Below are 14880 nucleotides of genomic sequence, written 5' to 3'. Positions count from 1 at the left end.
AGCTGATAATGGCATTTAATTATGATTATTATTTAAGAACGGATAAAATGCCAACACTATGGTGTTGGGGATGTGGTGACGGTATTATTATGAAAGCTATGATTAGAGCTTTTGCAAAACTTGGATGGGATAAAAATGATATTTGTATCGTATCAGGAATCGGATGTTCGGGAAGATTTTCAAGTTATATAGACGCAAATACCGTTCATACGACACACGGAAGAACTGTAGCTTATGCTACTGGTATTAAACTTGCAAACCCTGATAAACACGTAATTGTTGTAGCAGGGGATGGTGATGGACTAGCAATCGGTGGTAACCATACAATCCATGGATGTAGAAGAAATATTGATCTAAACTTTGTATTAATCAATAACTTTATTTATGGTTTAACAAACAGCCAAGTTTCACCAACTACTCCAAAAGGTGCATGGTCTGTAACTACTCAATATGGTAACATTGACCCTACATTCGACCCGGCGGAACTTGCTAAAGGTGCTGGTGCTACATTTATCGGAAGAGAAAGCGTAGCGGAAGCTCAAAAACTTGAGAGACTTTTCATAAAAGGTTTCCAACATAAAGGATTTAGTTTCTTTGATGTTCATTCGAACTGCCACGTAAACTTTGGTAGAAAGAATAAATTAGCTCAGGCTAAACAAAATATGGATTGGATCGAAGGAAACTTAATTCCTAAAAATAAATGGGACAAACTAAGCCCTGAAGAGCAATATGAACTTAAAAAACAAGGTAAATTCCCTAGAGGTGTGCTATATCAGGTAGAAGAACCAGAATACTGTGAAGAATATTATAAACTAATCGACAGAGTAAGGGGCAACTAATGAGAAAACAATTAAGATTTACAGGGGTTGGAGGACAAGGTGTCCTTCTTGCTGGTGAAATTTTAGCAAGAGCTTATGTAAAAGCTGGAAAATACGGAGTTCAGGTAGGAACATATACTTCTCAAGTAAGGGGTGGACCTACTAAGGTTGATATTATTCTTGATGATGAGCCTATTCTTTATCCGTATGCTGTTGATGGTGAAATCGATTTTATGTTAAGCGTTGCTGACAAGTCTTATCAGTTATTCAAAGACGGGGTAAAAGAAGGTGGAATTATCGTATATGAACCAAATCTTGTTTATCCTTCTGATGAAGATAAAAAAAGATGGAACATGTATCCAATCGAAGTAATTACAATTGCAAAAGAAAAAGTAGGAAACGTAATTACTCAGTCAGTTGTAGCGCTTGCAATTGCTACAAGAATGAATGATCTTGATCATGATTTGGTATTCCAGGCAATGATTGAAACAGTTCCAAGTAAAGCTGTGGAAATTAACAAAAAAGCATTTGAACTTGGATATCAAGCAGCAGAAGAAGCTTTAAAAACTAAAGCTTAATCTTCTGTTTTTTTGTTTTTTATATAAATGTTTGATTTAAAAATAAAAAAACATTAAATTGTTAATAATTTAGGGTCTGGCACCTTTATATTAGGTATAAATTTTATTTACTTTTTGTTTTATTCATGTGTTATGTGTTTGTAAACTGAAACGAATAAGGTAAAAGGATTATTTGCCTTTTACCGCATCAAGTGCTCTTTGAAGCAGTTCTGCATGATATACTTCCTGGCGTGAAATAAATAATAAGAAATTACTGAGCTCTTCATTACCGATTTTTTCAGCTAAAATTAAACATTGTTTTTCAGCGTCCATTTCTTCTTCTATATTTTCTTTTAAAAATTCAACAATACCGATATTTTCATATTTATCATGAGGAATAGGTCTAGGAAGTGTTAACACACCCATCTGAGCGGCAAGTTCTGCAAATCTTCTTAAATGATAAATTGAATCATAAGCTAAATCAGTAAAAGCTGAGTTTGCATCTACTTCGTTTGAGTGAACTTTTAAATAGCTATAAATTGTAATAAGTTCATACTCTTTAAATGTTTCTTCCATTAAGAAAAATACAAGTGCGGCTTTTGCACTCTCTTCAAGCTCAACGCCCGGTAGTTCTTTTGACTGGTTAAAAGCAATTACACTTCCTTCTAAATCAAGTTTTTTAAGCTGACTAAGAAAATATTCGTCATCATTTTTAAATCTTTCAGTAGAAGGTGTTTTTATCTCTTCATAGCTTCTAAGATTTTCTTCTAAGTCATTGATCAAAACTTCTAAAAGATCTTCTTCGCTTTGAGTTTCTATTTTTTTAATTTCTTCGGTTTTAAAATCCATATCGAAACTTACACCGGCTTTTACTGCGTCAGCCATTGCCCATACCATATGTCTGTATTTAAATACCGCAATGTCTTCCAATAATTTTTTTGCAGCCTGTTCTTTTACTATAACGCTTGCATATATAAATTTAATAAAACTTTCGTGTTGAAATCTAATAAGTCTTTGCATACCCATCCTTTTTTTGTTTAAGTATAGCTAAAATAAAAATGTAAAAAATTGACTTATGTCAATGTTTTATGATTTAAGATATATTTTATCGCATTTTCATAACTTTTAGTTTTTGCTAATCCTTTATAAGCTATGTCAAATGCTGTCCCGTGATCTACGGATGTTCTTAATATAGGCAAATTCAAACTTACGTTTATACTTTCCTCAAAATAAAGAGCTTTAAGAGGTGCGAGTCCCTGGTCGTGATACATTGCAATAAACCTGCCTTTTTTAGCAGTAAATGCAGTATCCGGAACAAGTGGGCCATAATAGAAATTTTTATTAAGTATTTTATTTGCTTCGTTGATTGCAGGTAGAATTTCTTTTATTTCCTCGTCACCCAAAACACCTCCGTCACCTGCATGAGGGTTTAATCCAAGCACTCCCACTTTATGAAAATTTGTCGAATTATGAAAATCTATAAAAAATTTAACTAAATTCTCTTTTTTTACTCTGTTTGCCACTTCTTTTAACGGAATATGTTCGGTAAAGAGGGCCACATACATATCTTCGCATCCAAGCATCATAATTGCGTCTTTTTTAAAAACATCTCTTAATACTTCCGTATGTCCTTTGTATTTTATTCCGGCTTTAGTCCAGCTTTCTTTGTTTATAGGAAGTGTGGTAATAGCATCTACTTTATTTTCTTTTGCAAGGTTAATTGCGGCAATGAAACTCTCGAATGAATATTTTCCGGCATTTTCGTCTATAATTCCGGGTTTTATTTTAAAATCCCCTTCAACTTCAAAAACTTCAAAATCTTCAGGAATATTGTAGTTTAAAAGTTTTGCGGCTTTTTTTAACATTTTTTTATTGATACAATATACCGGTTTTATCCAGCTTTTAATAGTATCATGGGCTTTTAGGGCTATTTCTATCCCGATTCCGTTTAAATCACCTATACTAACTGCTACTTTTTGCATAAGCTCTTGCCTTTTCCAAATCGTCTTTTGTATCTATTCCGAAACTTTTTGTTTCAACCTTTATCATTGCTATTTTTTTGCCGTTTTCAATTACTCTTAGTTGTTCAAGCTTTTCAATATGTTCGATTTCTCCTCTCATTTTTACAAATTCGTCCAGACTTTTTTTAATAAATCCGTAAATACCTATGTGTCCGAAATATTGATGTGGAACATCGTCTCTGTTGTATGGAATTTTACTTCTTGAAAAATAGATGGCATCCGAATTTACATCCATAATTACTTTTACAAGATTGGGATCACTCGCATGAAGTTCGTCTATTTCCTTATAACAGCTTACCATTACAAAGTCCCTGTTTTTAATCTCAGTCAATTTTTCTTTTACGGCTTTTAAGATTTCCGGTTCTAAAAACGGCTCATCACCCTGCATGTTAATAACAATATCGTCATCTTTTAATCCTAAAATATCAGCGGCTTCTTTGATTCTGTCACTTCCGCTTTTGTGTTTATCACTTGTAATAACTGCGTTGAAACCGTATTTTTTGCATATATCGACTACTTCTTTAGAATCTGTGGCTATGCAAACGTCATCAACTTTTTCGGCTACCTGTGCACACCATATAATCATCGGCTTGTCATTTATCGTGGCTAAAACTTTATTTGGGAGTCTGCTGGAAGAGAGACGTGCGGGAATGATTATCATAATCAACCTTTTTAGTTATAATTTTACAAAAAAAAGGCAACGTATGGTCAATAAAATAAAAGAAAAAGTTAAAAACGCAAAGCATATCAACGAAAAGAAAAAAAGCGTTATTTTAGAAAAAATTGAAGAATGGAGAAATGATGAAAAAGCCATGGCTTTAATTCCCAATTTATTGATGCAGTATTATGAAAAAGATATAAAACCTATATTGGAAGAATTAGGATTGGTTGATTAATGGTTTTGTATCAGCCGCAAAACGGATACTGCTATAATTCCGATACGATGTTTTTGTATGATTTTATAACGAAATTCAATATAAAAGGCGATGTATTAGAAGTTGGCGGTGGTTGCGGTGTTTTAGGGCTTTTGGTTAAAAGGGACTTTCCTAAAATAGACCTTACGATTATAGAAAAACAAGATATTATGAGTGATTTTATATTTAAAAATTTAGAAAAAAACAATTTAGAGGCAAATGTTATTACCGGTGATTTTTTAACATTTGAATTTAATAAAAAATTTGATTTTATTATTTCAAATCCACCCTTTTATCAGGGAACGTTAAAAAGTGAAAATGAAATTATAAAAACAGCAAGATACGAAGAATTTCTTCCAATGAGTGAATTTTTTAACAAAGTCAATAGGGTATTAAAAGAAAGGGGGGAGTTTATTTTCTGTTACGATGCAAAAAGAATTGATGATATAATTTCATTAATGCCAAAACCTTTAAAAGTGGTTGATATAAGATTTATGTATCCTAGAATTTCAAAAAACGCAACGCTGGTGATGTTAAGGGCCAAAAGACATGCAAAATCAATGGTTACGATACATCCGCCGTTGATTGGCTTTGATGGGGAAAATTATTCAAAAGAAGCAGCTGAAATTTATAAAAAAGCTGCAACGAAAAGCGTGAAAGTATAATTTAGAATGGAGAATTGAGAATTGAGAATTATTGAAAAAGAGGGTTTTCCTTATAAGTTTGATGCGGAGGCGTGCAGGGAGTGCGAGGGAAACTGCTGCACGGGTGAGAGCGGTTATATATGGGTAAGCCCTCAGGATATTAAAAACATTTCCGAATTTTTGAATATCGATGAAGAACTTTTTAAAAAAACGTTTTTGATAAAAGTGGGATATAAGTATTCTTTAAAAGAAAAGCCGTATAAAAACGGATTTGCCTGTGTTTTTTTTGAAAACGGGTGTAAAATATATCCGGTGCGACCCAATCAGTGCAGGACATTTCCTTTTTGGGATTATTATAAAGACAGAGTTGATGAATTAAAAAAAGAGTGTCCCGGAATAATTGAGAATGGAGAATAAAAAGTTGAAAATTAAATATGGGCAGTTAATAACACTGATTTTGATGTTTTTTATTGCGGGATGCAGTGTTAAGCAGCCGCCGGTAGGGAAAAAAGTTATTCCAAATGAGGATGAATATATTATAAAAGCTTTAATGTTTGAAGATGAAAACAATTTAACTGCTGCAGTTGACACTTATAAATTTTTGTATGATAAAACAAAAAAGCCCGTCTATTATGAAAAAATGATAGAAGATCTGTTTTATCAGAAAAAATATAAAGAGGTTATTGAATTAAGCAGCGAGTATTTAGAAAAAAAATTTGATAAACAGATTTTTATGTATAAAATATTGAGTCTGCTTGAAATTAAACAGATAAATAAAGCAAAAGAAGAACTTCTTTCAAAACTTAATAAAAAAGATGAGTTTTTTTACAGAATGATGGCGTTTATATATTTAAAAGAAAAAAATTATAAAAAAGCAGCAGATTATTTGAAATCTCTTTATGCGCTTAATCATAACAAAGAAACACTGCTTCAATTAGTTGATATATTAATTAAGATTAAAAAATATAATGAAGCTTTAGCTTATCTCAGGACTCACTTAGACATGTATGGATGTGAATTTGATATATGTTTAAGACTTGCCATTATTTACAAACAGACTTATGATTATGATTCCCTTGCGAATATATACGAAAAAATGGGTAAATTCGATCAAAAATATTTAATGTTTGCGCTTAGGATTTATCTTGATAATGAAGAATATGAAAAAGCATTAAAATTAATTGATAAAAATAATTTGGGGGATGAATATAAACTTATTGTATATGAAACTAAAAAAGATTATAAAAAGGCAGCTTTTTATGCTTATAAACTATATGAAAAAACTGCAAAACTTCCTTATTTATTAAAATATTGCACATATAAATATGAAGCAAATCCAAGTAAAACAACCGCCAAAGAAATAATTCCGAAATTAAAATATCTGCTTAAATTTTATCCAAGTGCGTATTTGTATAATTTTCTGGGTTATATTATGATTGATAACGATATTGATGTAAAAGAAGGGCTAAAATACGTGCAAAAAGCAGTTGAAATGAAGCCTGACAATGAAGAATATATCGATTCTTTGGCATGGGGTTATTATAAACTCGGCAAGTGTAAAGAAGCATGGGATATTATTAAATATATAAAATTAAAAGACAAAGAAATATTAATGCACAAAGAAAAAATAAAAAAATGTATAAAAAAGAATAAAAAAGAAAAAAAGATAGTAAAAAATAAAAACAAGTCTAAAGGAAATAAATGATACTCGATAAAATTATTTCACAGACCAAAAAAGATCTTGAAAAAAGAAAAAACGAAATAGATTTTAAAAATTTTTTATCTGTAAAAAGAGAGTTTAGAAACGTTAAAAAAGCACTTAAATCAACGCCAGACAACCCTTACAGAATTATAGCCGAAGTCAAAAAAGCGAGCCCCTCAAAAGGTATAATCAGAGAAGATTTTGATCCAATTAAAATTGCAAAAGAATATATTCAAGTCGCAGATGCCATGAGCATATTGACCGAACCTCATTTTTTTCATGGAAGTTTGGAATATTTAAGAGAAATAAACAAATTTAGTCCAATCCCGCTTCTCAGAAAAGATTTTATAATTGACGAATTTCAAATTGCCGAAGCATACGGCGCAGGGGCCGATTTTATACTTTTAATAGCAAAGGCCCTTGATGTCAAGACATTGAAAAATCTGTTTGATTTTGCAAAAAGTTTAGGGCTTGAGATTCTTTTTGAAATTCACGATGAGGAAGATTTAGAAAAAGCTCTCGAAGCAGGGGCGGATATAATAGGGTTTAACCATAGAAACCTTGAAACGTTTGAAATGGATATGAACTTGAGCAAAAAACTTATACCAAAACTGCCAAAAGATGTTATAGTTGTGGCTGAAAGCGGCATAAATGATTTTGAAACGATAAAAAAACTCTCAAAAAACGGAGTTGACGCATATTTAGTCGGTGAGCATTTTATGAGACAAAATGATATCCAAAAGGCGGTTTTGGCTTTAAAAGGTAAAACGGAATAGTTTTTGCTCTTTTTTTAAAAAAAAGGGATTTAATGAAAAAATATCTACTATTAGGCAGTTTACTTGTGCTTTTTTTTACAGGTTGCGCCTCTCATCCTATGGATCCGACGATAAATATGAAACCTCCTAAATATGTAGAGCAGATGCCAAGCAAAGATAACGATTACCCTCAAAATAATCCCGGTTCTTTATTTACAAACGGGGATAATCTTTTTTCAGATACAAAAGCTATGAAAGTAAACGATATTGTAACTATTATTATAACCGAACAAGTTAAACAATCTTCACAAGCTAGCAAAAAATTAAATGAGGCTAATACTGATGCAGGTGGACTTTTTGATGCTACAATTAGTGGTGGTGTCAGTTTGAATGGCAGAGATCATACATTTGGTAAAACCGGATTAAGTTTAAATTTTCCGTCAATGAATTCCAGCAGAACGTTTCAAGGTAGCGGAACGCAACAAAGAAATGAAAGTTTCCAGACGACTATAAGTGCAAGGATTGTTAAAATTCTAAAAAACGGAAACTATTTTATAATGGGGACCCGTGAAATTTATGTGGACGGCCAAAAGCAGATTATAGAAATAAGCGGTGTAATCAGACCTCAAGACATTGCTTCTGATAATACAATAGATAGTAAATATATTGCTGACGCTAAAATAGCTTATAAAACAGAAGGCGATATTAAAAGATATACCGAACAAAACTGGTTTGCTAAATTTTGGAGTGCAATTGCACCTTGGTAATTTTAATTGAGAATTGAGAATGTAGAATTGAGAATTAAATTAATATAAAATTAGTAATAGCATCGGCCAAAAGAAAATCATAAGAATAAATTTTATTCTCTTTTTTGAAGAGTTTGTTTTCCGAAATTAAAATCTCAACCTTTTTTTGTTCTTCTTCATTTAAAATATTTTCTTCAAATCCCACAATTGAACGCAGCCCCAAAAACACTTTTTCTTTTTTAATATCTTTTTCACTTAGATATTCATATTTATATTGTGTAGGATTTTTTAAATAGCTATTAACATTTTCGTAAGTATAATACCTAAAAATTTTCCATTCTCCATTCTCCATTCTCCATTTTTTAAACCCAACAGCTCCGGCACCTATACCCATATACTCTTTTCCCATCCAATATCCGAGATTATGCAGACAAGGTTTTCCGAAATTGGAAATTTCATATTGAGGCAGTTTTTCTTTAATTTTTTCAATAAACCATATTTCGAGCTCTTCATCATATTTGCGTTTTGAAAAATCACCTTCCCATTTGGTGTTTTCTTCAATGGTCAAAGAGTATGCACTTATGTGTGTTATTGGCAAAGAAAAAGCTGTGTTTAGATCTTGTGTAAGTAACTCTTTCGTATCAAGCGCCGTTGAATAAATCAAATCGAGATTAATATTTTCAAACCCTGCTTTTTTTGCATTTTCTATAGCTTTTATAGCTTGTGTGGGTGAATGGTTTCTGTTTAAAAATTTTAGTTTTTTTTCGTCAAAACTCTGAACGCCAAAACTAATTCTGTTAACACCGAGATCTCTTATCTCTTTTAGCCATTCATAAGATGTGTTCGGATTACACTCAATTGTAATTTCTTTTACTTTTTTTAAATTGGATTTGATTAAATCAAAAAGTTTATAATAAAAATCGACACTCATAGTAGATGGTGTTCCGCCGCCAATGAAAATTGTTTCAAACTGAAGATCTTGATTAGCTTCATATAAGAATTGTTTTTTTATTGCGTCAAAATAATTTTTTTTTAAATGGTTTATATTTGTATATGAATTAAAAGCACAATAGTTACATTTGCTATCACAAAAAGGGATGTGGATGTATAAAAGCTGTGAAGTTGTGAAGTTGTTAAGTTGTGAAGGAATTAATGAAATATCTTTATTACTTTGCATATTGTCCCTTTTTTGTTTATTTTTAATGAAAATTTTTCTTCACAACTTCTCAACTTGTTAACTTAGCTACTATTTTAGTTATAATTTTACTAAAAAAAGGTGATGTTTTGAAAAAATACAGGCCAAATGTAGCGGCAGTTGTTTTGTCTTCAAAATATCCCGAAAAAGTGGAAATACTAATAGCAAAACGTAACGATGTTGATGCTTGGCAGTTTCCACAGGGGGGTATTGACGAAGGGGAGAGTGCTAAGGAAGCACTGCTTAGGGAATTAAAAGAAGAAATAGGAACAGATGAGGTTGAAGTTTTGGCTGAAATGCCCGAATGGCAAAAATATGATTTTCCAAAAAGAATAGCAAAAAAAATGTATCCTTTTGATGGGCAAAAACAGAAATATTTTTTAGTAAAGTTAAAACCTAATGCAAAAATAGATTTAAACACGCAAGAGCCGGAATTTGAAGATTATAAATTCGTAACTCTTAATGAAGTTTTTGAATATGTAAAATCTTTCAAAAGACCGGTATATAAAATAGTATTGGATTATTTTAAAAAACAGGGATTTTTATAAAGAATAAAAAAGGAAGCTGATGTTAGTAGTTCAGAAATTTGGCGGAACAAGCGTAGGTGATTTAGACAGGATTCAAAACGTTGCAAATATAGTGAAAAAATATGCCGATGAAGGAAATCAGGTAGTTGTTGTTGTTTCTGCAATGGCTGGCGAGACTAATAAACTTTTGGACTTTGCCAATCATTTTACAAAAACACCACCTCAAAGAGAAGTGGATTTATTGGTAAGCAGTGGTGAGAGGGTTACAAGTGCGCTTTTAAGTATTGCACTTCAGGCTATGGGCAAGGATGCAATAGCGCTTACCGGAAGACAGGCCGGAATAAAAACCACAAGCGATCACACAAAAGCCAGAATTATGGATATAGACCCTTCAAAAATGAAAAAACATCTCGATGAAGGTAAAATAGTAATTATCGCAGGATTTCAGGGAATTAATGAAAACGGAGATGTTACTACGCTGGGACGTGGAGGAAGCGATCTTACCGCAGTGGCAATTGCAGGGGCGTTAAATGCCGATAAATGCGAAATTTATACAGATGTTGACGGAATATACACTACAGACCCAAGAATTGAGCCAAAAGCTAAAAAAATAGATGTTATAAGTTATGACGAAATGCTTGAGCTTGCAAGTTTAGGGGCTAAAGTAATGCAGAGCCGTTCAGTTGAACTTGCTAAAAAACTAAACGTGGATATAGAAGTAAAATCATCATTTAAACCTGAAATAAAAGGAACATTAATTACAAAGGAGACACCTGATATGGAAAAAGTTTTAGTCAGCGGAATAGCACTCGATAAAAACCAGGCAAGGGTTAGTATATTCGGAGTTGAAGACAGACCTGGAATCAGTGCCGAAATATTCGGAAAACTTGCAGATAAAAACATAAACGTGGATATGATTGTGCAAAATGTCGGAAAAGACAATAAAGCAAACCTTACATTCACTGTGCCTCAGACAGAGCTTGAACTTACAAAAGAAGTTCTTAAAGAATATGAAAACAAATCCGAATCAATCGAATATGATGATTCAATTGCAAAAGTTAGTGTTGTAGGTGTGGGAATGAAATCTCACAGCGGTGTTGCCGCTACCGCATTTAAAACATTGGCGGATGAAAATATCAATATACTCATGATCAGCACGAGTGAGATCAAAATTTCTATGGTAATTGACGAAAAATATGGAGAATTGGCTGTAAGAGCCTTACATAAAGCTTATCAACTGGATAAATAATGGATATAAATCATTTCACTCTTAAACTTATCAGAGATAAAAACATAAAATGGATGGAAGAGAAGAGGCTTGAATGGGTGCCTCTTGTAAGTGATTTTATCTCTAATGTTATAGAAGGCAAAAGTGTTCTTTTAATTACCGATTATAAGAGAAAATGGTTTAGCGATTATATAATCAATAAAATTAACAATTTTCAGGATTTTAAACCTTCTTTCATTCCGATATACGACTTACAAAAGCTGGTTCCCCAGCTTGAACATGCAAGGACGGATGAACATTATGAAATGATAGAGGATATGCTCTCAATCAGTTTTAACGACAATTATATTTTCTGGTATATTGGGGTTGAGACGCCTAAACTCAGATTTGCCAGAAATAAACCGGATTCATTTTTCTGGATAATGGATATGGATTTGCATAAAAATTTCTTTCTAAAATCCCTTGATGAGAATCTTGACAGGAAACTTCTTGATTTGGCGGATATTTTAAACGAAACGCTCAAAGCCGCAATTTTCGGTGAGGTAGAAATTTGAGCAAAATTATTATTACCGATGATTACGACAGGGTAATTGAAGAAATTAAACCTGATGAAGTAATCAGGGCTGATGAATTAAAAATAGATGATGTAAAAACAATAAGGGATTTGGCGTATATTGCGGAAAAACATAAAAAAGTTATCTTAATTGCGGCTGAAAAATATTCAGTTGTTTCTCAAAACGCACTTCTCAAACTTCTTGAAGAACCGCCTAAAAACATTGATTTTATTTTGCTTGCCAAATCCAAATACGCACTGCTTGATACGATAAAATCACGTATGATAACAGAAACTAAAACATTCAACAAAGAACTGCAAAGCGATATAGATGTTTCATCCATAACAAACGACAAAATACTTCAGATACTTCAACAGGATTTGGATAATAACGAGATTAAAGCTTTTATTTATAAAATATTAAAAGAGAAAAACTTAAATGAAGAACAGATGGAAATTTTAAGCAACGCCGTTAAAATGATTGAATTAAATATCGATAAAAAGGCAGTAATGGCAATGATAATGCTGAGTATCAAGGAGAGAATTTGAGAGTTTATAAACTTAACTGCGATATTGATTTATCAAAACTTTTATTAAAACTCGGCGTTGATAAACCCGGAATAGAAATTATGCGAAAGAAAAAAAGCGAATATCTGTTTTATATCAAAGACATAAGCTGCGGTGCCGCAAATATTTTAAAACAGGACGCTTTAAGTATCGGTGCCGAACTTGCAGTGCCTATGGGTGTTCCTAATTGTAAAAACAAAATTTTTGATGCGGTGCTTATGTGTAATAAAAAGCAATTGGAAATTCTTGCAAAAAAAGAACTATCTCAGCCCTTTAAGCTTAAAGAACTTGCAAAGCAGTTAAAAGAGTTTATAGATTTACCGAAATTCCCTCTTAAAATTATGGGTGTTATTAATGCGAATGAGGATTCTTTTTTTGAAGGAAGCAGGTTTCAAGGTGTTGAAGCAGTAAAAGAAATAGAAAAAATGATTAACGAAGGGGCAAAAATAATTGACATAGGCGGGGTTTCAAGCAGACCCGGAAGCGTTTATCCGGGGGTAGAAGAAGAATTAAGAAGGGTTATGCCGATAATTGATGAAATTTATAAATCCAAACTTTACGAAAAAGCCCTGTTTAGTATAGATACATTTGAGGCAAAAGTTTTAGAATACGCCCTGGATAGAGGGTTTAAAATTGCAAACGACATAACCGGACTTGAAAGCGACGAATACGCAAAAGTTGCGGCAAAATACAATGCAAGCGTAATTATTATGCATAAAAAGGGAAATCCGAAAGATATGCAAAAAAATCCTTTTTATGAAAACGTCATTTTGGAAGTTGACGAATTCTTCGGTGAAAGAATAGAAAAAGCAAAAAGTTTCGGAATAAAAGAGATAATTTTGGATGTGGGAATCGGATTTGGTAAAAGACTTGAAGACAATATAGCTTTGATTAAGCATATGGAACATTTCCTGCATTTCGGATACGAACTTTTAATTGGTGCCAGCAGAAAAAGTATGATAGATATGATAATGCAAAAAGAGGGTATTTCTACGCTTCCGGGTGAAAGATTACCCGGAACGCTTGTATTGCATACCGAAGCTGTAAGAAACGGAGCAAGTATTGTAAGATGTCATGATGTAAAAGAGCATTTTCAGGCACTTAAAATTTTTGAGGAAATCAGGGATTTTGATGTATAGAAGACAGATTGAAGTTATCGGAAAAGAAAATCAGAATATTTTGTCAAAGAAGTCAGTTTTGATAGTCGGATGCGGGGGGCTTGGAAATATAATTGCGACGACAATCAGCTGTATCGGACTTAAAAAAATATATTTGATTGATTATGACGATATTGAACTACACAATATTCACAGGCAGTTTCAGTTTTCTCAGAATGATATAGGAAAAAGTAAAGCAGAGGTTTTGGCTTGTAAAATAAAGAGATGTAAAGATACCGAAATTGTTGCAATTAATGATAATTTTAATGAAAATTTGGATATTGAGGTCGATTTGGTTTTTGATGCCACTGATAATTTTGAAGTGAGAAAAGAGATTAATAAATTTGCAAAAAACAGAAAAATACCTTGGATTTACGCAAGTGTGGAAGAGTTGCACGGACAGGTGGGTGTGTTTAAAACCACCTCTTTTGAAATATTCGCCACTAAAAAACATGAAGTTAAAGGGCAGTTTCCCCCAATGGTTAATTTAATCGGTTCAATCTCTTCGATGCTTGGTTTAAAAACTTTAATAAACAAACAGGAAGAAATATTGTATTACATAGATTTTAAAGAAGATTTGGAAATTAAGAAGTTTAGATTTTAAAACCATTTTCCTATTTTACGCCCCAGCAAAGGGTCGTATAAAACAACTGAAAAAAGAAAAACGATAATTTGAAATGCGGTAATTTCAATATTACCCATTAATTAATTCCCTCATTTGAATAATCGCCTGTTTAAGTCCTAAAAATACAGAGTTTGCAATAATGCTGTGACCGATGTTTAGCTCTATTATACCATCAATTTCCGCTATCGGCTTTACGTTTTGATAATTAAGTCCGTGACCGGCAGCCACTTCAATATTAAGTTCGTTTCCGAGTATCGTTGCGTCTTTAAGCAGGTTTAATTCAAGGTCGAGTTCTTTTTTTAGTGTTTTTCTATCCATGTTTTCATATAATTTAAATGGTGTATGATTGATGTTTGTATTTAATGCAAGGTGTAAATTGGCGTATTTTCCGGTATGAAGTTCGATCATTTCCGCACCGATTTCACTTGATTTTTTGATCTGTTCAAAATCCGGATCAATAAAAAGAGATACTTCAATATCATTATTATGTAGTTTTTCAATTGCCTCTTTTATTTCATTCTCAAATTTAATTACGTCTAGTCCGCCTTCAGTTGTTACTTCTTCTCTTTTTTCTGGAACGAGTGTTGCCCTGTGAGGTTTTAATTTACAGATAATATCTATTATTTCTGGATTAATTGAACATTCCATATTTACTGGTAAAAATGAGTTTTCACATATTCTTTTAGCGTCAAAATCTTTAATATGCCGTCTGTCTTCTCTTAAATGTATAGTTACCTGATCGGCACCAGCTTCTTTTAAGACCTGAAGAGCCATTAGTGGGTCCGGTTCATTAATTTGGCGGGCATTCCTTATTGTAGCAATATGGTCAATATTAACACCGAGTTTCATAAAATATCCTTTTTTAAAATTT

Annotated in this window: 19 protein-coding genes; 14 read left to right on the top strand and 5 right to left on the bottom strand. The window is 32.4% G+C overall.

The window, feature by feature from the left end; genetic code table 11:
• Positions 1-8 precede the first annotated feature (8 nt).
• Positions 9-839: a 2-oxoglutarate ferredoxin oxidoreductase subunit beta gene (locus ACYQ19_RS02655; RefSeq protein WP_459977877.1), complete on the top strand. Its 831-nt coding sequence runs from the start codon at positions 9-11 to the stop codon at positions 837-839.
• Entirely contained in the window at positions 839-1396 is a 558-nt protein-coding gene (locus tag ACYQ19_RS02650; RefSeq protein ID WP_459977876.1) for a 2-oxoglutarate:acceptor oxidoreductase subunit OorC, read from the top strand. Before ACYQ19_RS02655 ends, ACYQ19_RS02650 begins: the two co-directional genes overlap by 1 nt.
• Positions 1397-1564: 168 nt before the next feature.
• On the opposite strand, the gene ACYQ19_RS02645 is transcribed toward ACYQ19_RS02650, so the two are convergent.
• The 3 genes from ACYQ19_RS02645 to kdsB are packed head-to-tail and all read right to left on the bottom strand — an operon-like array spanning position 1565 to position 4057.
• Positions 1565-2395: a 4-hydroxythreonine-4-phosphate dehydrogenase gene (locus ACYQ19_RS02645; RefSeq protein ID WP_459977875.1), complete on the bottom strand. Its 831-nt coding sequence runs from the start codon at positions 2393-2395 to the stop codon at positions 1565-1567.
• Between the two features lie 53 nt (positions 2396-2448).
• Entirely contained in the window at positions 2449-3357 is a 909-nt protein-coding gene (gene pdxA / locus ACYQ19_RS02640; protein ID WP_459977874.1) for a 4-hydroxythreonine-4-phosphate dehydrogenase, read from the bottom strand.
• Positions 3338-4057 (bottom strand): 3-deoxy-manno-octulosonate cytidylyltransferase, encoded by a 720-nt coding sequence (gene kdsB, locus ACYQ19_RS02635; protein ID WP_459977873.1) that lies wholly within the window; start codon positions 4055-4057, stop codon positions 3338-3340. Before kdsB ends, pdxA begins: the two co-directional genes overlap by 20 nt.
• Before the next feature lie 43 nt (positions 4058-4100).
• On the opposite strand from kdsB, the gene ACYQ19_RS02630 reads away from it, so the two are divergent.
• From ACYQ19_RS02630 to ACYQ19_RS02605, 6 genes are read left to right on the top strand one after another with little or no spacing between them, the layout of a single operon-like run.
• Complete coding sequence (locus ACYQ19_RS02630; protein WP_459977872.1) at positions 4101-4292, top strand: hypothetical protein; 192 nt, start codon at positions 4101-4103, stop codon at positions 4290-4292.
• The gene (locus tag ACYQ19_RS02625) at positions 4292-4975 is read left to right on the top strand and encodes a tRNA1(Val) (adenine(37)-N6)-methyltransferase (RefSeq protein WP_459977871.1); all 684 of its coding nucleotides are present in this window, start codon (positions 4292-4294) and stop codon (positions 4973-4975) included. The genes ACYQ19_RS02630 and ACYQ19_RS02625 overlap by 1 nt, the downstream gene beginning before the upstream one ends.
• 21 nt (positions 4976-4996) lie before the next feature.
• Positions 4997-5371 (top strand): YkgJ family cysteine cluster protein, encoded by a 375-nt coding sequence (locus ACYQ19_RS02620; RefSeq protein ID WP_459977870.1) that lies wholly within the window; start codon positions 4997-4999, stop codon positions 5369-5371.
• A 4-nt stretch (positions 5372-5375) separates the two neighbouring features.
• Positions 5376-6659 carry a tetratricopeptide repeat protein gene (locus ACYQ19_RS02615; protein WP_459977869.1) on the top strand — a complete coding sequence of 428 codons (1284 nt, stop codon included), beginning with the start codon at positions 5376-5378 and terminating at the stop codon, positions 6657-6659.
• Positions 6656-7432 carry an indole-3-glycerol phosphate synthase TrpC gene (trpC, locus tag ACYQ19_RS02610; protein ID WP_459977868.1) on the top strand — a complete coding sequence of 259 codons (777 nt, stop codon included), beginning with the start codon at positions 6656-6658 and terminating at the stop codon, positions 7430-7432. Before ACYQ19_RS02615 ends, trpC begins: the two co-directional genes overlap by 4 nt.
• 32 nt (positions 7433-7464) lie before the next feature.
• Positions 7465-8178, top strand: a complete 714-nt coding sequence (locus ACYQ19_RS02605; protein ID WP_459977867.1) for a flagellar basal body L-ring protein FlgH — start codon at positions 7465-7467, stop codon at positions 8176-8178.
• Positions 8179-8212: 34 nt separating this feature from the next.
• On the opposite strand, the gene hemW is transcribed toward ACYQ19_RS02605, so the two are convergent.
• Complete coding sequence (hemW, locus tag ACYQ19_RS02600; RefSeq protein WP_459977866.1) at positions 8213-9334, bottom strand: radical SAM family heme chaperone HemW; 1122 nt, start codon at positions 9332-9334, stop codon at positions 8213-8215.
• A 107-nt stretch (positions 9335-9441) separates the two neighbouring features.
• On the opposite strand from hemW, the gene ACYQ19_RS02595 reads away from it, so the two are divergent.
• The 6 genes from ACYQ19_RS02595 to ACYQ19_RS02570 are packed head-to-tail and all read left to right on the top strand — an operon-like array spanning position 9442 to position 13988.
• Positions 9442-9900, top strand: a complete 459-nt coding sequence (locus tag ACYQ19_RS02595; protein WP_459977865.1) for an RNA pyrophosphohydrolase — start codon at positions 9442-9444, stop codon at positions 9898-9900.
• Positions 9901-9919: 19 nt separating this feature from the next.
• Positions 9920-11128 carry an aspartate kinase gene (locus tag ACYQ19_RS02590; protein WP_459977864.1) on the top strand — a complete coding sequence of 403 codons (1209 nt, stop codon included), beginning with the start codon at positions 9920-9922 and terminating at the stop codon, positions 11126-11128.
• Positions 11128-11661, top strand: coding sequence for a HobA family DNA replication regulator (locus ACYQ19_RS02585; protein ID WP_459977863.1), 534 nt, complete (start codon positions 11128-11130; stop codon positions 11659-11661). Before ACYQ19_RS02590 ends, ACYQ19_RS02585 begins: the two co-directional genes overlap by 1 nt.
• Positions 11658-12209, top strand: coding sequence for a DNA polymerase III subunit delta' (locus ACYQ19_RS02580; RefSeq protein ID WP_459977862.1), 552 nt, complete (start codon positions 11658-11660; stop codon positions 12207-12209). The genes ACYQ19_RS02585 and ACYQ19_RS02580 overlap by 4 nt, the downstream gene beginning before the upstream one ends.
• Positions 12206-13366: a dihydropteroate synthase gene (folP, locus tag ACYQ19_RS02575; RefSeq protein ID WP_459977861.1), complete on the top strand. Its 1161-nt coding sequence runs from the start codon at positions 12206-12208 to the stop codon at positions 13364-13366. Before ACYQ19_RS02580 ends, folP begins: the two co-directional genes overlap by 4 nt.
• Positions 13359-13988 (top strand): HesA/MoeB/ThiF family protein, encoded by a 630-nt coding sequence (locus tag ACYQ19_RS02570; RefSeq protein WP_459977860.1) that lies wholly within the window; start codon positions 13359-13361, stop codon positions 13986-13988. The genes folP and ACYQ19_RS02570 overlap by 8 nt, the downstream gene beginning before the upstream one ends.
• 90 nt (positions 13989-14078) lie before the next feature.
• On the opposite strand, the gene ACYQ19_RS02565 is transcribed toward ACYQ19_RS02570, so the two are convergent.
• A complete protein-coding gene (locus ACYQ19_RS02565) occupies positions 14079-14858 on the bottom strand; it encodes a pyridoxine 5'-phosphate synthase (protein ID WP_459977859.1) in 780 nt (259 codons plus the stop codon).
• Positions 14859-14880 lie beyond the last annotated feature (22 nt).

The sequence above is a fragment of the Nautilia lithotrophica genome, from assembly GCF_054656815.1.
Note: the sequence above shows the minus strand (reverse complement) of the source record. Positions and strands in the feature narration are given on the sequence as shown.